The 24,465-nt window shown below is 71.6% G+C and carries 21 protein-coding genes and 1 pseudogene; 16 read left to right on the top strand and 6 right to left on the bottom strand.

Annotation, left to right across the window (positions count from 1 at the left end):
• Positions 1–26: 26 nt before the first annotated feature.
• The 3 genes from OHA77_RS02540 to OHA77_RS02530 all read right to left on the bottom strand — a co-directional run bounded on the left by OHA77_RS02540 (position 27) and on the right by OHA77_RS02530 (position 5,496).
• Entirely contained in the window at positions 27–1,628 is a 1,602-nt protein-coding gene (locus tag OHA77_RS02540) for a phospholipase D family protein (protein WP_406315848.1), read from the bottom strand.
• A gap of 182 nt (positions 1,629–1,810) precedes the next feature.
• Positions 1,811–3,658 (bottom strand): ABC transporter ATP-binding protein, encoded by a 1,848-nt coding sequence (locus tag OHA77_RS02535; protein WP_406315847.1) that lies wholly within the window; start codon positions 3,656–3,658, stop codon positions 1,811–1,813.
• Positions 3,655–5,496: an ABC transporter ATP-binding protein gene (locus OHA77_RS02530; protein ID WP_406315845.1), complete on the bottom strand. Its 1,842-nt coding sequence runs from the start codon at positions 5,494–5,496 to the stop codon at positions 3,655–3,657. Before OHA77_RS02530 ends, OHA77_RS02535 begins: the two co-directional genes overlap by 4 nt.
• A gap of 449 nt (positions 5,497–5,945) precedes the next feature.
• Between OHA77_RS02530 and OHA77_RS02525 the strand changes: the two genes are divergently transcribed.
• Together OHA77_RS02525 and OHA77_RS02520 are read left to right on the top strand one after the other, a co-directional pair.
• Entirely contained in the window at positions 5,946–8,510 is a 2,565-nt protein-coding gene (locus OHA77_RS02525; protein WP_406315843.1) for a DUF4118 domain-containing protein, read from the top strand.
• Positions 8,507–9,175 carry a response regulator gene (locus tag OHA77_RS02520; RefSeq protein ID WP_406315842.1) on the top strand — a complete coding sequence of 223 codons (669 nt, stop codon included), beginning with the start codon at positions 8,507–8,509 and terminating at the stop codon, positions 9,173–9,175. Before OHA77_RS02525 ends, OHA77_RS02520 begins: the two co-directional genes overlap by 4 nt.
• 58 nt (positions 9,176–9,233) lie before the next feature.
• Here the strand turns inward: OHA77_RS02520 and OHA77_RS02515 are convergent, their stop codons facing one another.
• Together OHA77_RS02515 and OHA77_RS02510 are read right to left on the bottom strand one after the other, a co-directional pair.
• Positions 9,234–10,073: a metallophosphoesterase family protein gene (locus tag OHA77_RS02515; protein ID WP_406315840.1), complete on the bottom strand. Its 840-nt coding sequence runs from the start codon at positions 10,071–10,073 to the stop codon at positions 9,234–9,236.
• A 162-nt stretch (positions 10,074–10,235) separates the two neighbouring features.
• Positions 10,236–11,351 carry a LacI family DNA-binding transcriptional regulator gene (locus tag OHA77_RS02510; RefSeq protein ID WP_406319749.1) on the bottom strand — a complete coding sequence of 372 codons (1,116 nt, stop codon included), beginning with the start codon at positions 11,349–11,351 and terminating at the stop codon, positions 10,236–10,238.
• 46 nt (positions 11,352–11,397) lie between these two features.
• On the opposite strand from OHA77_RS02510, the pseudogene OHA77_RS02505 reads away from it, so the two are divergent.
• Positions 11,398–12,555: pseudogene (locus OHA77_RS02505) on the top strand (MFS transporter); the annotation flags it as partial.
• Between the two features lie 72 nt (positions 12,556–12,627).
• On the opposite strand, the gene hypF reads toward OHA77_RS02505, so the two are convergent.
• On the bottom strand, positions 12,628–14,928 hold the full coding sequence (gene hypF, locus OHA77_RS02500; RefSeq protein ID WP_406315838.1) for a carbamoyltransferase HypF: 2,301 nt from the start codon (positions 14,926–14,928) through the stop codon (positions 12,628–12,630).
• Between the two features lie 168 nt (positions 14,929–15,096).
• Here hypF and OHA77_RS02495 point away from each other — a divergent pair, with 168 nt between their 5' ends.
• The 13 genes from OHA77_RS02495 (at position 15,097) to OHA77_RS02435 (ending at position 24,460) form a co-directional block, all read left to right on the top strand.
• Positions 15,097–15,729: an SIS domain-containing protein gene (locus OHA77_RS02495; RefSeq protein WP_326822289.1), complete on the top strand. Its 633-nt coding sequence runs from the start codon at positions 15,097–15,099 to the stop codon at positions 15,727–15,729.
• Positions 15,726–15,959, top strand: coding sequence for a HypC/HybG/HupF family hydrogenase formation chaperone (locus OHA77_RS02490; RefSeq protein ID WP_406315837.1), 234 nt, complete (start codon positions 15,726–15,728; stop codon positions 15,957–15,959). Before OHA77_RS02495 ends, OHA77_RS02490 begins: the two co-directional genes overlap by 4 nt.
• Positions 15,946–16,632 carry an SIS domain-containing protein gene (locus OHA77_RS02485; RefSeq protein ID WP_326822291.1) on the top strand — a complete coding sequence of 229 codons (687 nt, stop codon included), beginning with the start codon at positions 15,946–15,948 and terminating at the stop codon, positions 16,630–16,632. Before OHA77_RS02490 ends, OHA77_RS02485 begins: the two co-directional genes overlap by 14 nt.
• Positions 16,633–16,706: 74 nt before the next feature.
• On the top strand, positions 16,707–17,783 hold the full coding sequence (locus tag OHA77_RS02480; protein ID WP_326822292.1) for a hydrogenase expression protein HypE: 1,077 nt from the start codon (positions 16,707–16,709) through the stop codon (positions 17,781–17,783).
• A 1-nt stretch (position 17,784) separates the two neighbouring features.
• Positions 17,785–19,593, top strand: coding sequence for a nickel-dependent hydrogenase large subunit (locus tag OHA77_RS02475; protein ID WP_406315836.1), 1,809 nt, complete (start codon positions 17,785–17,787; stop codon positions 19,591–19,593).
• A 65-nt stretch (positions 19,594–19,658) separates the two neighbouring features.
• A complete protein-coding gene (locus OHA77_RS02470) occupies positions 19,659–20,234 on the top strand; it encodes a NifU family protein (protein ID WP_326822294.1) in 576 nt (191 codons plus the stop codon).
• Complete coding sequence (locus OHA77_RS02465; RefSeq protein ID WP_406315835.1) at positions 20,231–20,992, top strand: DUF5947 family protein; 762 nt, start codon at positions 20,231–20,233, stop codon at positions 20,990–20,992. The genes OHA77_RS02470 and OHA77_RS02465 overlap by 4 nt, the downstream gene beginning before the upstream one ends.
• A complete protein-coding gene (locus OHA77_RS02460) occupies positions 20,982–21,617 on the top strand; it encodes a DUF6084 family protein (protein WP_406315833.1) in 636 nt (211 codons plus the stop codon). The genes OHA77_RS02465 and OHA77_RS02460 overlap by 11 nt, the downstream gene beginning before the upstream one ends.
• A complete protein-coding gene (locus tag OHA77_RS02455) occupies positions 21,614–23,164 on the top strand; it encodes a hypothetical protein (RefSeq protein ID WP_406315832.1) in 1,551 nt (516 codons plus the stop codon). Before OHA77_RS02460 ends, OHA77_RS02455 begins: the two co-directional genes overlap by 4 nt.
• The gene (locus OHA77_RS02450; RefSeq protein WP_406315831.1) at positions 23,161–23,664 is read left to right on the top strand and encodes a hydrogenase maturation protease; all 504 of its coding nucleotides are present in this window, start codon (positions 23,161–23,163) and stop codon (positions 23,662–23,664) included. The genes OHA77_RS02455 and OHA77_RS02450 overlap by 4 nt, the downstream gene beginning before the upstream one ends.
• Complete coding sequence (locus OHA77_RS02445; protein ID WP_406315829.1) at positions 23,658–23,762, top strand: DUF6893 family small protein; 105 nt, start codon at positions 23,658–23,660, stop codon at positions 23,760–23,762. The genes OHA77_RS02450 and OHA77_RS02445 overlap by 7 nt, the downstream gene beginning before the upstream one ends.
• Before the next feature lie 79 nt (positions 23,763–23,841).
• A complete protein-coding gene (locus OHA77_RS02440) occupies positions 23,842–24,234 on the top strand; it encodes a hydrogenase maturation nickel metallochaperone HypA (RefSeq protein WP_326822299.1) in 393 nt (130 codons plus the stop codon).
• The gene (locus OHA77_RS02435; RefSeq protein WP_406315828.1) at positions 24,209–24,460 is read left to right on the top strand and encodes a HypC/HybG/HupF family hydrogenase formation chaperone; all 252 of its coding nucleotides are present in this window, start codon (positions 24,209–24,211) and stop codon (positions 24,458–24,460) included. The genes OHA77_RS02440 and OHA77_RS02435 overlap by 26 nt, the downstream gene beginning before the upstream one ends.
• The last annotated feature ends 5 nt before the right edge of the window (positions 24,461–24,465 follow it).

Below are 24,465 nucleotides of genomic sequence, written 5' to 3'. Positions count from 1 at the left end.
GCCCCGGGACCGCGATGCCGCAGCGGTCAGTAGGCTCCGCTGCGGCGCATGGCACGGGGCCGTCCGTCGGGATCGCACACGAGCCGGTAGAACGGCGTGGCCCAGGCGGTCGTCAGCGGCGACATGCGCGCTGCCTCGTACCGTCGCAGCCGCCCGTCCGGCCGGGGTCCCCGACGGCCTCCGGCGTGCCACCGGTCCAGGGCGTCGGCGGAGGCGGCGTAGGCGGCGAAGAACGAGACCGGGTCCAGCAGGTCCGCGTCGGGGATGTCCGGACGGTCGAGGTGCTCGCGTGCGAGGGCCAGCCGCAGGTCCCGGGGGTAACGGCGCGCGCCGTCACCGTGGCCCGCCGGGTCGAGGGGCTCCCGGCCGTCCGGGGTCTCGTCGAGCACCGCGCAGGTGAGCTCGGAGTCGTAGGTCCAGGATCTGCGATTGAAGTTGTCCGAGCCGATGGTCGTCCACACGTCGTCGATGACGCAGACCTTGGCGTGCACATAGATCGGGACGCTTTGCCGGTTCTCGATGCCGTACACCGCGAAGCGGTCCCCGCCCGCGCGCTCAAGGATGGACAGGGCCTGGTTGCGGCCCAGCATCTGAGGGGTGCCGCCGAGCGCGCCGTCCTGGTCGGGGTGGAGCGGGAGGACGCTGATCATCAGCAGGTCCGGATTGGCCTCCAGCGCGTCGGCGAAGGACTCGGCGATCTGGGGCGACCACAGATACTGGTCCTCGATGTAGATGAGGGAGCGCGCGCGGCGCAGCGCCTTGAGATACCCGCGGGCCACGCTGCGCTCTCCCCGGGGCGCGAACGGGTAGCGGGCGCGCCGGTGGGCGTAGGTCCGCAGGAGCTGTACGGCGTGCGGGCCGCAGGCGGGCGGATCGGGCAACTGCGGGGGGAGCGGATCCGGCTCGGTGTCCTCGCGGCGCATCAGGTCGGCGAGCCGGTGCAGGGGGTTGCGGGTCAACGGCTGGGGGTCCTCCCAGCGCTCCCGGAACACCGCCTCGACGTCACCGACGGCGGGCCCCTGGATCGCCGCCTGGACGTCGTGCCAGGGCGGGTGCGCGCCGTACACCTCGGCCATGGGGGCGGCCTGGGTGTCGCCGGCGTGCGAGGCGTCGTCGCGACGGCTCCAGCACAGGTCGATCCCGCCGACGTAGGCGATGTCGCGTTCGGGTCGCTCGTGGTGCCGCAGCACCACGAGCTTCTGGTGGTGCGAGCCGCCGGGCGGGACGCGCATGTCGCGCAGGCACTCGCCGCCGGCCGCCTCGATGGCCTCGCCGAGATGGCGGTTCTCGGCCTCGCTGAAGAGGAGCCGGTCCCAGTGCGAGCGCCACAGGAGCCCCTTCACCACGACCCCGCGCCGAGCGGCCTCGGCGAACACGTCGGCCACCTCCGTGCCCGGGCCGTCCAGCCTCTCGGTGGGATCGCCGCGCCAGTCGGTGAACAGCAGCAGATCTCCCGCCCGCAGTCCGTGGACGCGGTCGAGCAGTTCGGTGAAGTACGGTGCGCCGTGCGGGATGGGGCGCACCGTGTTCCCGCCCGCCCAAGCGGTCCCGTCGTCGTGCCGACCGTCGATCCCGGATGCGGGATTGCCGCGCTCCTCGTTGCTGAGGAACCAGTCGTTTACCTTCATTGTGTCGGATCTACCCCGGTTTGACGCTTTCTCACCTCGGGGAAGTCCCGCCGGTCGCTCCCGGCCAGGTGGGCCGGGCTCCGCTGCGGCTCTCCGGTGCCCGCCGTCACAGCGGCAGCCGGAGAACCGCGACGGAGCCCTCCGCGCGACGGTCCCGCCTGGGCGGTGTCCGCCCTACCCGGTCAGCCGGGCACGTTCGGCAGGTCCGAGATGCTGTCCAGCCAGGCCTGGTGCAGGCCGGCGAAGCGGCCCGCGTCCGCGATGAGCTGGTCCGGCGGCCCGTCCTCCACGATCCTGCCGCCGTCCATCACGAGCACCCGGTCGGCGATCTCGATGGTCGACAGCCGGTGGGCGATGATGAGAGCGGTCCGGTCCGCCAGGATCGTCCGCAGCGCCCGCTGCACCAGCCGTTCACTGGGAACGTCCAGGCTGGAGGTCGCCTCGTCGAGGATCAGCACCGCGGGGTCGGCGAGGAAGGCCCGGGCGAACGCCACGAGCTGCCGCTGCCCGGCCGACAACCGCCCACCGTGCTTGGCGACCTGGGTGTCGTAGCCCTCGGGAAGCGCCGAGATGAACTCGTGGGCACCGATGGCCCGGGCGGCCTCGACGACCTCCTCCATGGTCGAGCCGGGCCGGCCGAACCTGATGTTGTCCGCGACCGACCCGGTGAACAGGAAGTTCTCCTGGGTCACCATGACTACCGCGCCGCGCAGCGCGTCCTCGTTCAGATCACGCAGGTCGATCCCGTCGAGCAGCACCCGCCCGGCCACCGGGTCGTAGAACCGGGAGACCAGCTTCGCCAACGTGGTCTTCCCCGCTCCGGTGGTGCCGACCAGCGCCAGGCTCTGCCCCGCCGGGATCGCCAGATCCATCCGGGGCAGCACCGGAGTGCCGTCCAGATAGGAGAATTTCACCTCTTCGAACAGGATCTCCCCGCGTGGCCGTTCCAGCGCGACGGGGTCGTTCGGCTCGGCCACCGCGGGCTTCTCCTCCAGCACGCCGGAGAGCTTCTCCAGGGCCGCGCCCGCCGACTGGAAGGTGTTGTAGAACTGGCTGATCTCCTGCATCGGCTCGTAGAACTGGCGCAGGTAGAGCAGGAACGCGGCGAGCACGCCGACCGTGACGCCCCCGCCGATGGCCAGCCAGCCGCCGTAGAACAGGACCGCGGCGATCGTGACGTTCCCGATCAGCTTGACACCCGGCATGAAGAGCGCGATGAGGTGCATGCTCTGCACGTTGGCGTCCCGGTAGTCGGCGTTGAGCTGGGAGAAGATCTCCTGGTTGCGCGGCTCCCTGCGGAACGCCTGCACCGCCCGGATACCGGTCATCGACTCCACGAAGTGGACGATCACCAGTGCCACGGTCTCCCGGGTCCTGCGGTAGGTGATGCTGGACTGCCGCCGGAACCAGCGGGTGAACAGCAGCAGAACCGGCAGGGGCAGCAGGGCGACCACGGCGAGGTGCACGTCCAGGACGAGCAGCAGGACCGCCGTGCCGGTGAGCGTCAGCACGGCCGTGACGAGACCGTCGAAACCCGACTGCAACATCTCGGAGATGGCGTCGATGTCGGAGGTGAGCCGGGCCACGACCCGGCCCGAGGTGTAGTCGTCGTGGAACGACAGCGACAGCCTCTGGAAGTGGTTGAAGACACGCCGCCGTAGCTCCAGCAGGATGCTCTGGCCGATGCGGCCCGCCATCCTGAGGAACACCTGCCGGGTCACCGCCTGGATGACGGCGGCCGCCAGCACCGCCGAGACGACCGTCACCAGCGTCGCCGACCCCTGGCCCGAGGTCATCGGCGGGATGCCCGCGTCGATGCCCACCTTGATCAGGTAGGGGATGGCGAGAGAGGCGGCGTTGCTCACCACAATGATCGCGACGAGCAGGACGATCTGCCTGCGGTACGGCCTCAGCAGCTCACCGAGCAGCCGCCTGGACCGGGCGCGCAGCAGGAACGACACCTGCTCCGACAGGTCGTCCTTGTTCTCGGCGGCGACACCGCGCCAGTTCTGCGTCGTGGTCCCGCTCATCGGAGCGCCCCCTCGCTGTCCAGGTCGCTGTCCAGATCGTCCGGGTCGGTCTCCAGGTCCGCCGACAGCAGCGCCCGATACTCCGGCACCTCGGCCAGCAGTTCCTGGTGGCGGCCGACGTGGGCGATCGTGCCGTCCAGCAGCAGGGCCACCTTGTCGGCGAGCAGTACGGTGGAGGCCCGGTGCGCGACGACGATCCCGGTGGCGTCCCGCAGGACGTGCCGCAGCGCCTCCTCCACCAGAGCCTCGGTCTCCACGTCCAGGGCCGACAGGGTGTCGTCCAGCACAAGGACCTTGGGCCGGCTCAGGACCGCGCGGGCCAGGGCCAGACGCTGGCGCTGGCCACCGGACAGGGACATGCCCTGCTCGCCGATCCTGGTGTCCAGCCCCCACGGCAACTGGCGGACGAATCCGGCCTGGGCGATCCGCAGGGCCTCCTCGATCTCCTCCTCGGTGGCGTCGTGCCGGCCGAGCGTGAGGTTCTCCCTGACGCTCATGGAGAAGAGGGTCGGCTCCTCGAAGGCCGTGGCCACCATCGAGCGCAGCGCGGGCAGCGAAAGATCCCGCACGTCGTGTCCGTCGATCGTGACCCGGCCCGCGCTGACGTCGTACAGCCGGGGGACGAGGGCGGTCAGCGTGGTCTTGCCCGAACCCGTCGCACCCACGATCGCGACCGTCTCTCCCGGCCGCACATCCAGCCAGACGTCCCGGAGCACGGGCTCGGCGGCGCCGGGAAAGCGGAACTCCACCCCTTCGAAGCGGAGATGCCCGCGAGGGTTTTCGATCACGTCGACGCCGCCGGTGATCTCCGGCTCGGTGTCGAGCACCTCCATGACCCGGTCCGCAGAGGTCATCGCCTCCTGGGCCATCACCAGGATGAAGCCGAGGGCCGAGACGGGCCACACCAGCTGCAGCATCAGCGTGGTGAAGGCCACCAGCGTGCCCAGCGTCAGGGAACCCGAGCCGACCGCGAGCGCGCCGAGCAGCAGCACGATGGCGAGCGTGAGGTTGGGGATCACCTCCAGGAAGGTGAAGAACCGGGCCGACAGCCGTACCTTCTCCATCGAGGTCCGGTAGACCTTGCGCGCTCCGTCGTCGAAGGTGCCGAAGACGTGACCGCTCCGGCCGAAGGCCTTGATCGTACGGATGCCGACCGCGGACTCCTCGATCACGGTGGCGAGGTCGCCCTGCTCGTCCTGGACCTGGCGGGAGACGACGATGTAGCCCCGCTCGAAGCGCAGCGAGGTGACCACGACCGGTAGCGCCGAGGCGGCGACCAGCAGGCCGAGCGGCCAGTACATGTTCAGCAGCAGGCCCGTCACCGTCACGATCTGGATGGTGATCAGGACGAGGAAGAGCATGCCGAAGCCGAGGAAGCGCCGGATCACCGACAGGTCGGTCGTCGCGCGGGAGAGCAGCTGGCCGGACTGCCAGGCGCCGTGGAAGCCCATCGGCAGCCGTTGCAGGTGCTGGTAGAGGTCGTCGCGGATCTTGGTCTCCAGGCCGAGCACTCCCTCGGCCAGGAACCATCTGCGCAGGAAGACGAAGAACGCCTCCAGCACGCCCAGTGCCAAAGCGAGGAGCGCGAGGGGGAGAAGGGCTCCGGTGTCGCCGCGGGCGACGGGGCCGTCGATGATCTCCTTGCCGATCAACGGGACGACGATCCCGATCACGACCCCGCCCAGGGCGGGTATCCAGATGAGAGTCAGACGGGTGGCGTAGGGGCGGAGGTAGGGCTTCATCCGCCACAGCGAGTTCGTCTTCAAACTGCGGGAACGGCGGGCCGGGGGCTGGTGGGCTTCGGTATCTCGCTCGGGAGCGTTGGTATCAGGGGGCATCAGCAGGCAGCACACTCCTTACGGGTTTCGCTTGGATTGACCGTCGGTCCGGGCCGAGGGCCCGTTAAGGCTAAGGCGCCCGTCAACCGGTTTTCCGCGCCGGGGTCCTCGGCGCCGTCCTGCCGGACCGGTGCCACCCGCCCGCCCGTTCGACGCGGGTGCCCCCCAGAGTCTCCGCGCCCCGGCAGGAGTCGGCAACTGACCGCGCGGTGGTCGTCTTGTAACTCTGCGTTCTCACCGGTCGGCGGCCGGGGCGCGGTCGGCGGGCCTCCCCGGGCACGATGGCGCTACGGGCGGGGGGCGCGGAGCGCCGCGCTCCCGGCAGGGGATGATCGAGGCAGGGGAACCACCTGCCGGAACGGGCGGTTCGCGGGTGATCGACCGAGTGACGGCCGTCGGCATCCACCCCTCCCCGAAGTCCGGGGTGTCCACGCTGGGGGTAATCGTTGATGAACGGGCCACGCGGGCGGTTGCGGGTCTATCTGGGTGCGGCTTCGGGGGTCGGCAAGACCTTCGCGATGCTCGGTGAGGGGCATCGGAGGCTGGCGCGGGGCACCGATGTGGTGGTGGGGCTGGTCGAGGCCCATGGCCGTCCCCGGACCGCCGAGCTGGTCGAGGGCATGGAGGTCGTGCCGCGCCGGACGGTGGTGCATCGGGGGGCGCGGTTCACCGAGTTGGACGTGGCGGCGGTGATCGCGCGGGCGCCGCGGGTGGCGTTGATCGACGAGCTGGCGCACACCAACGTGCCGGGGTCGCGCAATGCCAAGCGCTGGCAGGACGTCGAGGAGATCCTGGCTGCCGGGATCGATGTGGTCTCCACGGTCAACATCCAGCATCTGGAGTCGCTGAACGACGTGGTCGAGCAGATCACCGGGGTGGCACAGCGGGAGCGGGTGCCCGACGAGGTGGTGCGGCGGGCCGATCAGGTCGAGTTGGTGGACATGTCGCCGGAGACGTTGCGGCGCAGGATGGCGCACGGCAACGTGTACGCGCCGGAGAAGGTCGACGCGGCGCTGTCGAACTACTTCCGGGTGGGCAACCTGACCGCGCTGCGGGAGCTGGCACTGCTCTGGGTGGCCGGGAAGGTCGACGACCAGCTCGACCGTTACCGCGCCGAGCACGGCATCGCGGGGACCTGGGAGGCCCGCGAGCGGGTCGTGGTCGCGCTGACCGGCGGCCCGGAGGGGGAGACGCTGGTCCGGCGGGCGGCGCGGATCGCGGACCGGTCCACGGGGGCGGATCTGCTGGCGGTGCACGTCACCCGGGCCGATGGGCTGGCCGGGGCCGATCCGGTGGGGCTGGCGCGTCAGCGCGCCCTGGTGGAGGACGTGGGCGGGACCTATCACCAGGTCGTCGGCGACGACATCCCGCGGGCGCTGCTGGATTTCGCGCGGGGGGTCAACGCCACCCAGTTGGTACTGGGCGCTTCCCGGCGGGGCCGGTTCGCGCAGGTCTTCTCCCGGGGGGTGGGGGTCACGGCGACCGCGCTGTCCGGGTCCATCGACGTCCACATGATCACCCACGCCGAGGCCGGCAGGAGAGCCCGGCGGGTCGGATCGCGGGCCGCGCTCACCCGTGCGCGCCGGCTCGCGGGATGGGCCATGGCGCTGCTCGGCCTCCCCGCGCTCATCGCCGTGCTGCTCCCCTTCAGAGAGGCGCTGACGCTGCCCAGCGTGATCCTGCTGTTCCTGCTCATGGTCGTCGGTGTCGCGCTGATGGGTGGCATGTGGCCGGCGGTCACCGCGGCGGTGGCCGGGTTCCTCCTGCTCAACTACTACTTCACGCCGCCGGTCGGCCTGTTCACCGTCTCCGCTCCGCCCAACGTGCTCGCGCTGGTCGTCTTCGTCCTGGTGGCGGTCATGGTGAGCGCCATCGTGGACGTGGCGGCGCGCCGGACGAGGGAGGCGGCGCGCGCGGGCGCGGACGCCGAGGTGCTGTCCACGCTGGCCGGGCACGTGCTGCGCGGCGAGGCGGCGCTGCCGTCCCTGCTGGCCCGGCTGCGCGAGACCTTCGCGCTGACCTCGGTCACCCTGCTGGAGCGGACCGGTCCGCCGGGCCCGGACGACCAGTGCGACCCGGAGGTGTGGCGGATCGTCGCGACCGCCGGGGCCGTCCCGTGCACCTGCCCGGGGACGGCCGACACCGACGTGGTCATCGACGAGACCCTGGTGCTGGCTGTGCGGGGCAGGCTGCTGGAGGCCTCCGACCGCCGGGTGCTGGAGGCGTTCGCCGCCGAGGCGGCCGTGGCGCTGCGCCAGGGCCGGCTGGAGGAGGAGGCCGGGCGGGCCAGGCCGCTGGCCGAGGCCGACAAGATGCGGACGGCGCTGCTGGCCGCGGTCAGCCACGACCTGCGCACCCCGCTCGCCGCGGCCAAGGCGGCCGTCGACAGCCTGCGCGCCACCGACATCCGGTGGAGCGGCGAAGACCGCGAGGAGCTGCTCGCCACGGCCGACGAGTCCCTGGTCAAGCTGGACCGGCTGGTGGCCAACCTGCTGGACATGAGCCGCCTGCAGGCCGGGGTGCTCGGGCTCACCCTCCAGTCGCTCGCGCTGGAGGAGATCATCCCGCGCGCGATCGACGACCTCGGGCCGCTCCGCGACCGCGTCAAGGGGGACATCTCTCCGGACCTGCCCGAGGTGCTCGCCGACCCGCCGCTGACCGAGCGGATCCTGGTGAACGTGATGTCCAACGCCGTGCGCTACAGCCCGCCGGGGGAGAAAGTGCTCGTCACCGCGAGCCGGTACGGCGAGCACGTCGAGATCCGCGTCGCCGACCACGGTCCGGGCATCCCGCCCGAGGCCTACGACCGGGTGTTCATGCCGTTCCAGCGGCTCGGCGACCGTGACAACCACACCGGTGTCGGCCTCGGCCTCGCGCTCTCCCGGGGGCTCGCGGAGGCCATGGGCGGCACCCTGCTACCGGAAGAGACACCAGGGGGAGGTCTCACCATGATCCTGACACTGCCCGTATCCGCAGGGACGCACGCCGTACCCGCCCCTGTGGAGAGCGCGTGACCCGCATCCTCGTCGTCGACGACGAGCCCCAGATCCTGCGAGCGCTGCGGATCAACCTCCTCGCCCGGCACTACGAGGTCGCGGTGGCCGAGGACGGCGCCGCCGCGCTGCGGAAGGCCGCGGACTGGCACCCCGACCTGGTCGTCCTCGACCTCGGCCTGCCCGACATCGACGGGGTCGACGTGATCCACGGGCTGCGCGGCTGGAGCGCAGTGCCGATCATCGTGCTCTCCGGGCGGGAGGGGAACCGGGACAAGGTGCAGGCCCTGGACGCGGGTGCCGACGACTACGTCACCAAGCCGTTCGAGATCGACGAACTGCTGGCCCGCGTCAGGGCTGTGACCCGCCGTACCGCCGTCCCGGACTCCGAGCCCGCGCGGTTCCGGATCGGCGACCACACGGTCGACCTGGCGGGCAAGACGGTCTCCGGGGGCGTACGACTGACCCCCACCGAGTGGCGCATGATCGAACTCCTGCTGCGCAACCCCGGCAAGCTGGTCAGCCAGCGGCAGATGCTCGCCGAGGTCTGGAGCAGCGGGCACACCCGGGAGACCAACTACCTGCGGCAGTACATGGCCCAGCTCCGCCGCAAGCTGGAACCCGACCCGGCCCGCCCGGCCCACCTGCTGACCGAGCCGGGCATGGGCTACCGCTTCCAGCCCTGACCCCCGGTGGCCGGGTTACGGGTGGACTCCGCCGCCGCCCAGGGCTCGGCGGCCTCGTTCAGGTTGCGGCGTGCGGCGCCGGCAGGATCTCGCGAAGCCGGCCGGGCGGAGTGGCACGGGGCCGCCATTCACGGGGATAGCCCAGGGAGACCTCCTCGAACCGCACGCCGTCGTGCCACGTGGTGCGGGGGATGTGCAGATGGCCGTAGACGACGGTGTGCGCGTTGAAGCGCACGTGCCAGTCGGCGGTCTGCTCGGTGCCGCACCAGATCGTGAACTCCTGGTGATGCATGATCAGGGTCGGTTCGCGGACCAGCGGATAGTGGTTGACGAGCACGGTGGGCAGGTCCGGGGGACAGGCCGCCAGCCGGCGTTCGGTCTCGGCCACCCTGGCCGAGCACCAGGCGGGACGGGAGGGATAGGGGTCGGGGTGGAGGAACATCTCGTCGGTGCACACCACGCCCTTGTCGTAGGCGAGGGCGAGCGCCTCCTCCGCCGTCGCGACGCCGGGCATCCGGAAGGTGTAGTCGTACAGCACGAACAGCGGGGCGACGGTGACCGGGCCGCCCGGTCCGTCCCAGACCGGGTACGGGTCCTCGGGGGTCACCACGCCGAGGTCGCCGCAGAGCTTCACCAGGTGCCGGTAACGTTCCTCCCCGCGGAGCTGGACCGGGTCGCCGGGGTGGGTCCACAGTTCGTGGTTGCCCGGCACCCACACCACCTTGGCGAAGCGCTCGCTGAGCAGACGGAGCGCCCACTCCACGTCGGCGACCTTCTCGGAGACGTCCCCTGCGACCAGCAGCCAGTCGGTGCCGGAGGCGGGCCGCAGCTCTTCGACGATCCGCCGGTTCTCCTGATAGCCGATGTGCAGATCACTGATGGCCAGCAGCGATGTCATGCGCGTGCCGCCCTCGGCCGTTCGAAGGCCGCTCCTGCCGTCAAGGTCCTTCTCCTTCGGTCAAACCAGGGGAACGTCACCGCGCCGCCCGGTTGCCGGGGGCGGGGCCAGTTTCTTGCCATGAGGCACGTTTGTCCATGATCTGATGGATCATGGTGACGTTCAAGCCACAGGAAAGTCGTCTCCGGCGGGGGGCCGGCCGTCCGCGTCGTGCCCGGTGGCGGGTCGGCCGTCCGCGTCGTGCCCGGTGTCGCGGCGAGGGCTCCGCCGGGTGGAGTCGCGCGAGATCACCTTCCAGTCGACCGGATCGTCGTCGACCTCCTCGCCGAGGGCCAGCCGGGCGCACCGGGCCCCCTGGTCGCGCAGCGACTGCGCGACGGTCGTCAGCCCGGCGGCGCCCGCCGCGTCGGTGTCGTCCCAGCCGGTGACGGTGAGGTCGCCGGGTACGGCCAGGCCCATGCGGCCGGCCGCCCGGATCAGTCCCAGTGCGAGCTCGTCGCTCATCGCCGCCACGGCGTCCGGGACGTCCGGTCCGGTGAGCAGCTCGGCGGCGAGCCGTTCGGCCTCCTGGGCGCTGTTCCGCGAGCACACGGCCACCCGCACCTGCGGCCACCGGCCGCCACCCGCCACCCACGCGTCGCGGAAACCGCGCAGGCGCTGGCGGGTCACCCGGAAGGACGCCCCGGCCGGGTCCAGCGCGCGGTGCACGCCGGTGGCGCGTGCGCGGTCGAGGGGGAAGCTGAGCACCATGGGCCGCCGGGCCCCGGTGAAGGCGGCCGTCCCCACTGCGCGGGCCGCCGCGCGGTCGTCGACCGCCACGAACGACAGGTCGTCACGGTGCGGGCCACCGTGCACGACGGCGGGGAGGCCGGTGGCGGCGACCGCGTCCACCACCGGGTCGTCGTCGGAGGTCGTCCACACCACGAAGCCGTCCACGACCGCCTCGGCCACCCGGTCGGCGTCCCCCGGGGCGCCGGTGACGGGCACGATCGTGAGCCCCAGCCCGTGACCGGCGCAGACCTCGGCGATCCCGGCCAGGAAGCGGGCGGCCTGCGGATCTTCGAAGGCATAGGTCAGGTGCTCGCCGAGGATCACCCCCAGACTGCCCGCGCGGCCACGCCGGAGCGAGCGCGCACCCGGGTGGGGGCCGGGATATCCCAGCCGCTCGGCGGCCTCGCGGACTCTGGCCCGTGTCTGCTCCGAGACCCGGTCAGGCTGGGCGTAGGTGTAGGAGACGGTCATCACCGACACCTCTGCCGCCTGTGCCACCTCCGCCATCGTCGGCCGTCGGCGCGATGCAGCTCTTGTCATCCCTCACCATAACGTGTGTATCGTTACACACGTGGCTCTCCAATCGGTTGGAATAAGGTCAAGGACGGCATACTGCGGCTTCGCCGTCTTCGGGGCTTTCTGGGGTGTGTGGGGGGCCTCGGTCCCGGCGATCCGTGACCAGGCCGGTCTCACGGATGGGGAACTGGGCACCGCGCTGCTGTTCGTCGGGGCCGGGGCGCTGCCCGCGATGCTGGCCACCGGGCGGGCGCTCGACCGGTGGGGGCACCGCCTGACCGGGGTCCTGCTCGTCCTGCTCGGCGTCGTCGGAACCGCGGTGGCCGTCACGGCGGCGGATCTGCTGAGCCTGTCCGCCGGGCTGGCACTGCTCGGCGCGGCGTCGGGGGCCGCGGACGTGGCCGTCAACGCGGCCGCCGGTTCGGCGGAGAGCGCCGCCGGCCGGCCGGTCATCACCAGGGCGCACGGCGTCTTCTCCTCCTCGGTGGTCGTGGCCAGTCTCGTCACCGGCCTGCTCGGCGGCATATCGGCGCCCGTGGTACTGCCGTTCGCGCTGGTCGCCGCCGGTGCCGTGGGAGCGGGCCTGCTCATCGCCGCCGACGCCCGCGGTCACGCGGCGCTCGCCGGCCACCATGGGCCGCCGGAGCCCGACGCCCGCGGCCGGTCGGTCCTGCGGGCCTATCTGCCGCTGCTGCTGGTCGCCGGGGCGCTGGGCGCGCTCGCCTTCGCCGTGGAGAACGCCCACCAGAGCTGGAGCGCGGTCTATCTGGCCGACATGCTGCGCGCCGACCCGGTGCTCGCCGCCATGGGGCCCGCGGTCTTCGCCGCCGTCGTCGCCCTCACCCGGTTCACCGCGGGGTCCCTGCGATCCGTCCACGCCATGACCGTCCTGATCGCCGGCGCGGTCGCGGCGGCCGCCGGGACCGTCGTGCTGGCTCTCGCCGGGTCCGTCCTTCCGGCGCTGCTCGGGCTGGCCCTGGCCGCCGTCGGCACCGCGGTGCTGTTCCCGACCCTGCTCAGCGTGGTCTCCGCCGACATCCGCGACTCCGCCCGCGGCACCGCCACCTCGATCATGTCCACCGTGGCCTATCTGGGTTTTCTGGCCGGGCCGGTGTACGTGGGCTACTGGGCGCAGGCGGCCGGCCTGCCGGCCGCCATGCTGGCGGTGGCCGTGCTCGCCGGCGTGCTGGCCCTGCTGACCTGGCCGGTGCTCCGCACTGTCGCTCCCAGCCGGTCCACCGAACCGTCCCCGGGGCGGCCGGCAGGCTCAGCGGAGGTCGCGGGCGGCGGCCACCGCGGCCTGGCCGAGGCTGATGCCCCCGTCGTTGGGCGGGACGCGCCGGTGGGTCAGCACCCGGAAACCGTCGCGCCGGAGCGCTCGGACGAGCCTGTCCAGCAGTAGCCGGTTCTGGAAGACACCGCCGGACAGGGCGACCGTGCCGATGCCGGTCCGTGCGCGGAGCCGCGCGCAGCCCGCGGCGGTGGCGTCGGCGAGCCCGTTGTGGAAGCGGGCCGAGACGGTCTCCGGTCCGGTCCGCTCGCGCAGGTCCTCGACGACGGCCCGGACGAGATCGCCGGCCTGGATCACCAGGAGTTCTCCGGCGACGGAGAGGCGGGCCGGGTAGGAGGACCCCTCGGCCGGGTCGGCCCGCTGCTCCAGCGCGCTCGCGGCCTGCCCCTCGTAGGTGACGGTGTCGCGGAGCCCGAGGATCGCCGCGACGGCGTCGAACAGCCGTCCGGCGCTGGAGGTGAGGGGGGAGCTGACCCCGGATCTGGCGACGGCCAGCACCTCTTCCCAGCCCCGGTGACGGGAGATCACCGCGAGATCGCCGGGCGGTGCGCCGTCGTAGGCGGCGTCCAGGTGCGCGGCGGCCATCCGCCATGGCTGCCTGACCGCCGCCGTGCCACCCGGCAGCGGCACCGGCGCCAGGCAGCCGGCCCGGGTGAAGCCGGTCAGGTCCGCCACGAGCAGCTCGCCGCCCCAGAAGGTGCCGTCGGTACCGTAGCCGAGGCCGTCGAAGGCCACCCCGATGACGGGACCGGCCTCCCCGTTGTCCGCCAGGCAGGAGGCGATGTGCGCGTGGTGGTGCTGGACCCCCACCAGGTCGACCCCGTCCAGGTCGCGGGCGTACTTGGTGGACAGGTACTCCGGGTGGAGGTCGTGCGCGACGACCCTCGGGGTGATGCCGAACAGCCGCCGGAAGTGGTCGATCCCCTCGCTGAAGGAGCGCAACGTCTGGTAGTTCTCCAGGTCGCCGATGTGCTGGGAGACGAAGGCGCGCTCCCCCTCCGCCAGGCAGAAGGTGTTCTTCAGCTCCGCTCCGCACGCGAGCACGGCCCGCCGTACGGGATGGGGCAGCCACAGGGGTTCGGGGGCGTATCCCCGCGACCTCCGCAGCGGGACCCCGCCTCCCCGGGTCGCGAGGACCACCGAGTCGTCGGTACGGACGTGGATCGGGCGGTCATGGATGAGGAAGCCGTCGGCGATGGCCGCGAGCCGGGTGAGCGCGTCCCGGTCGCGGTAGACGATGGGTTCATCGGAGAGGTTCCCGCTGGTCAGGATGTACGGCCGGGCGAGCTCCCGGGCGAGCAGGTGGTGCACCGGCGTGTACGGCAGCATGATGCCGAGGCGGTGCTCGCCCGGCGCCACCGCCTCGGCCAGCGCGGCGTCCGGGCGGCGGGGCAGCAGCACGATGGGCCGGCGGGGGCCGGCGAGCAGCAGTTCGGCGTCGCGGTCCAGTTCGCACAGCGTGCGCGCGGCGTCGAGGTCGGCGACCATGACGGCGAACGGCCGGTCCTCGCGGTGCTTGCGTGACCGCAGGGTCCGTACGGCCTCCTCGTTTCCCGCGTCGACCGCCAGGTGGTAGCCGCCGAGGCCCTTGACGGCCAGGACGCCGCCCGCCCGCATCAGCGTGGCCGCCCGCCCGATCGGATCGCCGTCGCCGTCGCCGTCGTCGTCGTCGCCGTCGCCGTCGCCGACCAGCCGCAGCGTCGGACCGCAGGCCGGGCAGCAGGTCGGCTGGGCGTGGAACCTGCGATCGTGGGGGTCGAGGTACTCGCGCGTGCACTCCTCGCACATGGCGAACCCGGCCATCGTCGTGGCCGGCCGGTCGTAGGGGACATCCCGGAGGATGGTGAACCTCGGCCCGCAGTTGGTGCAGTTGACGAAGGCGTGACGGTAGCGGCGGCCGGCCGGATCGAACAGCTCGGCCAGGCAGTCGGCGCAGGTCGCGACATCGGGGGAGACCAGTGCCGCCCGCTCGCCCCCTTCCTCGCTGCCGGCGATGTGGAAACCGCGATCCCCGCGCGCGGGCAGCGCGGTGACGGTGACACGGTGGATCACCGCCAGCGGCGGCGCCTGTCCCCGCAGCTCCTCCTGGAAGCGCGCGATGTTCTCCCCCGGGCCCTCGGCCTCGATGAACACGCCCGCGCCGTCGTTGCCCACCCGGCCCGACAGCGCCAGCCGCCGGGCCAGGGAATGGACGTAGGGGCGGAAGCCCACTCCCTGCACGATCCCCTCGACCCGGATCTCGATCCGGGTCGAGGGCTCGGCCGGTCCACTGCTCATGCGCCCATGCTTCCCGTGCTCATCGGGGCGGGGGCGGCCGGGCGCGCGGCCCCGGCAAGAAGGTTACGTCCATGATCAGACCTTTACTCCGGCCAGCGGTCCGTAAGGTGTCGGCTTTGTCGTTACTCATCGTAATCTGACAACTACCGTAAATAACGGAGTGTCAATATGTCAGTGACATCGATCATGCAACTAGCCGTCGGTGAGGCCTTCGACCGGCGTGATCGCGCCGGCCGCGCCCTCGCGGACGACTCCGAGCGCATCGCGCGGGCATGCCACGCCATGGCGGCCCGATTTCGTCTCGGCGGAAAGCTGATCGTCTTCGGCAACGGCGGCGGCGGTGCGGACGCGGCCCACATCGCGGTGGAATTCATGCACCCGGTCATCATGGGCAAGAGGGCCCTGCCCGCACTCGCACTGAGCAACGACTCCGCCACGGTCACCGGGGTGAGCAACCGCGAAGGACTCACCGAGACCTTCGCCCACCAGCTGCACCGCTGGGCGGACCCGGCGGACATGGCGCTGGGCGTCTCCCGGGACGGCCGCTGCGCGAACGTCCTGCGGGGTCTGGAGATGGCCAAGACACTGGGCCTGTTCACCCTCGCCCTCACCGGCGGCGACGGAGGCCCCATCGCGCTGAGCCCGGCGGCCGACCACGTCCTGATCGCCGCCTCCGACGATCCCGCCGTGGTCAAGGAGATCCATGTGACCACCTACCACGTGCTGTGGGAACTGGTGCACGTGTTCTTCGAGCTGCCCGGCCCGCTCGGCGGCGAGCCCGCGGCGGGGGTGACCGGATGAACGGGCCCGCGGACTGTTCCGCAGAGGGCTGCGTCACCTGCTCCGACGAGGCCGTACCGATGACGGTGATCCGGCTGGTCGATCCGGGGCTGGCGGTCGTCGGCACCGGTGGCGCCGACGAGGAGGTGAGCGTGGCGCTGGTCGACGCGGCCGTGGGCGACACCGTCCTCGTGCACGCCAAGGAGGCCATCGCCGTGATCGGGAGAGGAGACGGTGATGAGCACGCTTGACGAACCACCCGCCGAGGGTGTGCGGGAGCTGTACCCCTTCCTGTACGAGGGCCGTAACGACATCCAGTCGGTGCTGGCCGATGCCCGCCGGTCCACCGAGGACAAGGCGGCCGAGATCGTACGGCTGCGCTGGCAGGTGGCCGAGGCGTCGGCGGACGCGCTCATGGAGTGCGCCGGGGAGATGGCGCTGCGGTTCGCCTCGGGCGGGCGGCTGTTCGCCTTCGGCAACGGCGGGAGCAGCACCGACGCACAGGAGGTGGCGACCGCCTTCCTCCATCCGCCCTACGGCCTCTCCCTGCCCGCTCTCTCCCTGACCAGCGACGTCGCCGTGGTCACCGCCCTCTCCAACGACGTGGGATTCGAGGTCGTCTTCGCGCGTCAGCTCGCCGCGCTGGGACGGCACGGTGACATCGCCGTCGGCCTGTCGACGAGCGGTGACTCCCCCAACGTCGTCCAGGCCTTCGAGGAGGCGACGCGCCGGGGCATGCTCACCATCGGCCTGGCGGGGGACAAGGGAGGCCGGCTGGCCGAACTCGACCTGATCGACTACCTCTTCGTCGTCCCGTCGTCGTCCGTGCACCGGATCCAGGAGGCCCAGACGACGGTCTACCACGTGCTGTGGGAGCTCACGCAGCACGCCCTCGGCGCGGCACAGGTCCACGACCCCGGGTGACCTGTCACTCCCTGAGCGCAGATCCCCCGCACCGACAACGATCCATCGCCATCGACGAGGAGTGGGGAGGCGGCATGACAGCGCCGACGGAGACAGCGGGCGGTACCCCGCAGGAACAGGAAGAGCCGGTCGTCCACATTCTCTGGATCAACGCGGGGCTGAGCTGCGACGGCGATTCCGTCGCGCTGACCGCGGCCACCCAGCCGAGCATCGAGGAGATCGTGATGGGCGGCCTTCCAGGGCTGCCCAAGGTCGCGGTGCACTGGCCGCTGATCGACTTCGAGTCCGGGCCGACGCAGGGCGCGGACGTGTTCATCGAGTGGTTCTTCAAGGCCGACCGCGGGGAGCTGGACCCCTTCGTGCTGGTGGTGGAGGGCTCGATCCCGAACGAGGCGATCAAGCAGGAGGGCTACTGGTGCGGGTTCGGCAACAATCCGGCCACCGGCCAGCCGATGACCACGAGCGAGTGGCTGGACCGGCTGGCGCCCAAGGCGACGGCCGTGCTGGCGGCCGGCACGTGCGCGACCTACGGCGGGATCCACGCGATGGCGGGCAACCCGACCGGTGCCATGGGGGTGGCCGACTACCTGGGCTGGGACTGGCGGTCGAAGGCCGGGCTGCCGATCGTCAACGTGCCGGGATGCCCGGTCCAGCCGGACAACCTGTCGGAGACGATCCTGTACCTGCTGTACCAGGTGGCCGGGCAGGCACCCATGATCCCGCTGGACGAGGCGCTGCGCCCGACGTGGCTGTTCGGCCAGACGGTGCACGAGGGCTGCGACCGGGCCGGCTACTACGAGCAGGGGCAGTTCGCCACCGAGTACGGCTCGCCGCAGTGTCTGGTGAAGATCGGCTGCTGGGGCCCGGTGGTCAAGTGCAACGTGCCCAAGCGCGGCTGGATGAACGGCATCGGCGGCTGCCCGAACGTGGGCGGCATCTGCATCGCGTGCACGATGCCCGGTTTCCCGGACAAGTTCATGCCGTTCATGGACGAGCCGCCGGGGGCCCGGGTGTCCTCCACGGTCAGCGGGGCCTACGGCAGCGTGGTCCGCACCCTGCGCAGCATCACCCTTAAAACGGTCGACAAGGAGCCGAAGTGGCGCAAGAAGGGCCGCGAGCTGCTCACCGGTTACAAGGCCTCCTGGAGCTGACATGAAGACCCCGTCGAAATCGAAGCAGGCCGCCCGGGAGGGGCAGCCGCGCGAGCTGGTCGAGATGTCGTGGGATCCCATCACGCGGATCGTCGGCAGCCTGGGCATCTACTGCAAGATCGACTTCAAGAACCGGGAGGTGGCCGAGTGTTACAGCACCTCGTCGATCTTCCGCGGCTACAGCATCTTCATGAAGGGCAAGGACCCGCGCGACGCGCACTTCATCACCAGCCGGATCTGCGGGATCTGCGGCGACAACCACGCCACCTGCTCGGTCTACGCGCAGAACATGGCCTACGGCGCCCGCCCGCCGGCCCTGGGGGAGTGGATCCTCAACTGCGGCGAAGCCGCCGAGTACATGTTCGACCACAACATCTACCAGGAGAACCTGGTGGGGGTCGACTACTGCGAGAAGATGGTCCGCGAGACCAATCCCGGCGTGCTGGCCAAGGCCGAGCGCACCGAGGCCCCGCACGCGGCCGACCACGGCTACAAGACGATCGCCGACATCATGCGCTCGCTGAACCCGCTCGAGGGCGAGTTCTACCGCGAGGCGCTGGCGGTGAGCCGTACCACCAGGGAGATGTTCTGCCTGATGGAGGGGCGGCACGTGCACCCCTCCACGCTGTATCCCGGCGGGGTGGGCACGGTCGCGACGGTGCAGCTGTTCACCGACTACATGGTCCGGCTGATGCGCTACATCGAGTTCATGAAGCGCGTCGTGCCGATGCACGACGACCTGTTCGACTTCTTCTACGACGCGCTGCCCGGCTACGAGGAGGTCGGCCGGCGGCGCGTGCTGCTGGGCTGCTGGGGCAGCTTCCAGAACCCGGAGCACTGCGACTTCACCTACCAGAACATGAGCGCCTGGGGGCGCGAGATGTACGTCACCCCCGGCGTGATCGTCGACGGCAGGCTCGTCACCAGCGACCTGGTCGACATCAACCTCGGCATCCGGATCCTGCTGGGCAGCTCCTACTACGATGACTGGCAGGGCCAGGAGCCGTTCGTCACCCACGACCCGCTGGGCAACCCGGTGGACATGCGCCACCCGTGGAACCAGCACACCATCCCGCACCCGCAGAAGCGCGACTTCGACGACAAGTACAGCTGGGTGATGTCGCCGCGCTGGTTCGACGGCAAGGACATGCTCGCGCTGGACACCGGCGGCGGGCCGATCGCCCGGCTGTGGTCGACCGCGCTGTCGGGGAAGGTGGACGTCGGCTACGTCAGGGCGACCGGGCACAGCGTGCAGATCAACCTGCCGAAGACGGCCACCCAACCGGAGAAGACGTTCGAGTGGAAGATCCCCGAGCGCAACGGCGAGCTGATGTCCAACGCGCTGGAGCGCAACCGGGCCCGCACCTACTTCCAGGCCTACGCGGCGGCGTGCGCGCTGTACTTCGCCGAGCAGGGGCTGGCCGAGGTGCGCGCGGGCCGCACCCAGACCTGGACGCCCTTCACGGTCCCCGAGGAGGCGATCAGCTGCGGGTTCACCGAGGCGGTGCGGGGCGTGCTGTCGCACCACATGGTGATCAGGAACGGAAAGATCGCCAACTACCATCCGTACCCGCCGACGCCGTGGAACGCCAGCGTCCGCGACGTCAACGGTGTGCCGGGACCGTACGAGGACGCGGTGCAGAACACCCCGATCTTCGAGGAGAACCCACCGGGGAAGTTCAAGGGCATCGACATCATGCGCGCCGTGCGCAGCTTCGACCCCTGCCTGCCGTGCGGGGTCCACATGTACCTCGGCGACGGCAAGGAACTACGCAGGCTGCACACCCCCCATGCCGCCGGCACCCTGTGACCACCGGGGAGCCGACCGCTCCCCGGCCGCCGAGGACGTGAGGAAAGAAAGGCAGGTCGGGCACGATGCCGCACGCCCATGACGTTCAGGCGGCCGGGAACCGGGTCGAGGCGCTGCTCGCCGAGCTCGCCGCACACGGCGACCCGGTGGCGCGGGCCAGGACCGAGGAGCTCGTCCGCGTGCTGGTCGAGCTCTACGGAGCGGGCCTGGAGCGCGTCGTCGAGATCGTCACCGAGGCCGAGGCGGCGCAGGTGCTCCACCGCCTCTCCGCCGACGACCTGGTCTCGAGCCTGCTCGTGCTGCACGACCTGCACCCGCTGACCACGGCGGAGCGGGTCAGCGGGGCACTCGACACCGTGCGGCCCTACCTCGGCCTGCACGAGGGCGGGGTCGAGCTGCTCGGCGTGGAGGCGGACGGGGTCGTACGGCTGCGCCTCGCGGGCACCTGCCACGGCTGCCCCTCCTCGCAGCGCACCGCCACCGACGCCATCGAAGGCGCCGTCCTGCGGGCCGCGCCGGAGGTGTCGCGGGTGGTCATCGAAGGGGTGGCCGACGACCGGGGGCCGCTGCTGCAGATCCGGCACAGCCCGCCGCCCGGACCGTGCACCCTGCCGGAGACGCTGCCGGAGAAGGTCTCGTGACGGCCACCGGGCTGCGCCGCTTCCGTGAGCCCCGGCAACCGGACGTGACGCGGTGTGAGATGTGCGGCGAACCGCTGGGCGAGGAGCACGGCCACGTGGTGGACGTCGAGAGCCGGGCGCTGCTGTGCACCTGCCGGGCCTGCCGCCTGCTGTTCACCCACGACGTCGGCGCCCGCCACCGCGCGATGCCGGACCGCTACCTGCACGCCCCGTCGTTCCGGCTGACCGAGGCCGACTGGGAGGAGCTGCAGATCCCGGTCCGGATGGCCTTCTTCTTCCACAACTCCACGCTCGGCCGGACCGTCGCCCTCTACCCGAGCCCCGCCGGGGCGACCGAGTCCCTGCTCCCGACGGAGACCTGGGAACGCGTCCTGGCGGCCAACCCGGCGCTGGCCGTCGTCCAGCCGGACGTCGAGGCGCTCCTGGTGGACCGCCGCCCCGGAGGCGGCTCCGCGTGCCACCTGGTGCCGATCTCCGCCTGCTACGAGCTCGTCGGCCTGGTACGGCTGCACTGGAAGGGCTTCGACGGCGGCCGGGAGGCATGGGAGGCCATCGACGGCTTCTTCGCGGAGCTGCGCCGGCGCAGCCGCGTCGTCCCGGACCCGGACCCCGGCGGAAAGACTCCGGACCTCGGGGGAGAGGGCGGTGCCACCGGCCCCAGGGGAGAGTCCCCGGACCTCGGTGCAGAGGCCCCGGCCACCGGCGCCGACGGCGAGACCCCGGCTGCGGACTCCGAGGGGGAAGACGATGGCCGATGACCTCACCTTCGCCTGCGTGGGCGCGCGGGCGGAACCGTACGCGGCCTTCCCGACGCTGGTCTTCCGGCTGCGGATCACCGAGCCGTCCCCCGGCGGGCTGCACGCCATCGCGCTGCGGTGCCAGATCCGGGTGGAACCCCACCTGCGGCGCTACGTCCCGGCCGAGGCGGAGCTGCTCGGCGACCTCTTCGGCGACCCCTCACGCTGGGGCGACACGCTCAAGCCCCTGCAGTTCGCCACCGTCTCCATCACGGTCCCGGCGTTCCGGGAGAGCACCGAGATCGACCTGCCCGTGCCCTGCAGCTACGACCTGGAGGTGGCCGCGGGCAAATACTTCGCCGCCCTCGACGAGGGCGAGGTCCCGCTGCTCATGCTCTTCAGCGGGACGGTGTTCGCCAGGACGCCCGACGGGTTCGCCGTCGGACCGGTGCCCTGGCACTGCGAGGCCCGCCACGGTCTTCCGGTGGCCGTCTGGCGGGAGCTGATGGACCGCTACTTCCCGGAGAGCGGATGGCTGCGGCTGCGGCGGGACACGCTGCGGACCCTGCACCGGTTCAAGTCCGAGCGCGCCGCGGCCACCTGGGACGAGGCCGTGGAACTACTCCTTGGAGAGAACCCGCGATGAGCGTGCCGATGGAGATCGCCCGCAGGGTGGCGGACGCGGTCCTGTACGAGGGCTACCTGCTCTACCCCTACCGGGCCTCGGCGGCCAAGAACCGGGTGCGCTGGCAGTTCGGAGTGCTGGTGCCCCCGAAGTTCACCGTCACCGCCGAGCCCTCCGCCAGCGTGACCGAATGCGTCCTCGAACGCGCCGAGGACGCCGTGGTACGGCTCCGCCTGCGGTTCCTGCACGTCAGGACCCGCAGTGTCGAGCGGGTCGAAGGCGACGACCACCGGCCGGTCGCCGAACTCCGCAGCGGCGAGCGCACCTACCTCACCTTCGACGAGGCGACCCAGCGCGAGGTGGAGGCCGTACTGCCCATCACGGCCCTGCTCGACGCCGAGCAGACGATCCAGGTGCGCGTCCCCGGAGACCGATCGGCCGAACTGATCATCGCGCCGACCGGCAGGCAGGAGGGCCGCGTCGTCTCCGAGCACCTGCCGCTGCACGCGGTGCTGCGGGCCGTCGCCGAACGGGTGCCGGGCCCCTACGACCTCGTCAGGCTACGGGTCCAGGTGGAGAACACCGACGGCTGGGACCAGCCCGGCGGAACGCGCGAGCAGGCCCTCCGGCGCTCGCTGGTCTCGGCGCACCTGCTCATCGGGGTGTCCGGCGGCGCCTTCGTCTCCCTGCTCGACCCGCCGGAGTGGGCCCGGCCGGTCACCGAGAGCTGCCGCAACGAGCACACCTGGCCGGTGCTCGTCGGCGAGCCCGGTCACCGCGACGTGGTGCTGTCGTCGCCGATCATCCTGTACGACTACCCGGACATCGCCCCGGAGAGCCCGGGGGAGCTGTTCGACTCGACCGAGATCGACGAGATCCTCCACCTGCGCACGCTCACCCTCACCGAGGAGGAGGCGCGGGAGGCCCGGGCGACCGATCCCCGGGCGGCCCGGCTCCTCGACATGGTCGGCGACCTGCCGCCCGAGATGGTGGAGCGGCTCCACGGGGTGATCCGGTATCTGGGCGCCCCCCAGGAGGAACCGCCCGACACGCCCTGGTGGGATCCGGCGGCCGACGCCGGCGTGTCACCGGAGACCGACAGCGTGGTCGTCTCCGGGGTGGCGGTCGCCAAGGGCAGCCGGGTCCGGCTGGTCCCCGGCAGGCGCCGCGCCGACGCCCACGACATGTTCCTGACCGGCAGGACCGCCCGGGTGGAGGCCGTACTCCTCGACCTCGACGGAGCACGGCACCTGGCCGTCACCCTCGACGACGACCCCGGCGCGGACCTGCACCGCTCCCACGGGCGCTTCCTCTACTTCGCCCCCGACGAGGTGGAGCCGCTCGGCGAAGAGGCGACCGACTGCCGGGCCGACCTTGGCGCCGACAGCGAGACCGGCAACGGGACCGGCAACGGGACCGACCGCAGGGCTGACCGTGGCGCCGGCAACGGGACCGACCGCAGGGCTGACCGTGGCGCCGACAGCGGGACCGGCAACGGCGCCGACTGCGGGGCTGACCGCGAGGCCGCCAAGGGTGTCGTCGGCGGGACCGGCGGGGTGACCGGATGAGGATCCTCATCGCCGGCGTCGGCAACGTCTTCCTCGGCGACGACGGCTTCGGCGTCACGGTGGCCGGGCGGCTGGCGGCCATGGACCTCCCCACCGGAGTCCGGGTCGCCGACTTCGGCATCCGCGGCATCCACCTGGCCTACGAGCTCACCGGCGGCGGCCACGACACCGCGATCATCCTCGACGCCGCGGCGCGCGGCAGCCCGCCCGGCACGCTGTACGTGCTGGAGCCGTCGCCGGGTGAGTGCCCGGGCTCCTTCGTCGACGCCCACGCCATGACACCCGAGTCGGTGCTGGCCCTGGCGGGCACGCTCGGCGGCGGAACCGGCCGGGTCCTGCTCGTCGGCTGCGAGCCCGCCGACCTCTCGCCCGGCATGGAGCTGAGCGCGCCGGTCGCGGGCGCCGTCGGCGACGCGGTGGAGCTCGTCCTGGAACTGGTCCGGCAACAGCTCGGGCCGGTGTGCGCCGGCGCGGTTCGCGAGGAGGAACGGCCATGCTGAAACGTCTGATCATCGGAGCGCTGCTCGTCGGGGTGGGGGCACTGGTCGTCCAGTCGATCCCCGACATCCGGCGCTACCTGCGGATCAGGAAGATGTGACGGCTCTCGGGCCCCGCACATCACCGGCGGGCCGTGACGCACGGCCCGGTGAACCACATGGAACGAGAGGAGTTCAGTCATGCATGAATTCGGGATCGCCGAAGCGATCCTCGACGCGGTGGAGAGACGCGCGGCGGGCCGGCGGGTGGAGCGGGCACGGGTGCAGGCGGGGGCCATGCTCCGCATCACCGAGCCCGCGATCAACCAGGCGTTCGCCCTGGTCGCGGACGGGTCGCTGGCCGAGGGGGCGCGGGTCGACCTGGTCATCGTCCCCGTGCAGCTCATCTGCCGGGCCTGCGGCCAGACGGCCCAGTCGGCCGACCCCTTCGCCACCTGCCCCGAGTGCGGGGGCACCGATATCGACACCGAGGGCGGCGACGACCTCGTCCTCGAATCCATCCAGATGGCGGAGGCCGTTCATGTGCCTGGGAATCCCCGGCGAGATCGTGGAAATTCTGACGGACCATCCTGACCTGGCCATGGTCGACGTCAGCGGGGTACAGCGCGCGATCAACATCGGCCTGCTGGAGGAGGAGTCCCTCACACCCGGTGACTGGATCCTCATCCACGTCGGGTTCGCCCTGTCGAAGATCGACGAGGTGGAGGCCAAGGCCGCGCTCGACTTCCTGGAAAGCATCGGCCAGGCCTACGAGGACGAGATCGCGGCCTTCCGAGCATCCATGATCGAAAAGGGGTGAGATCC

This window comes from Streptosporangium sp. NBC_01639, from assembly GCF_045209755.1.
Taxonomy (GTDB): Bacteria; Actinomycetota; Actinomycetes; order Streptosporangiales; family Streptosporangiaceae; genus Streptosporangium.
This window is presented reverse-complemented; position numbering and strand designations above follow the sequence as displayed.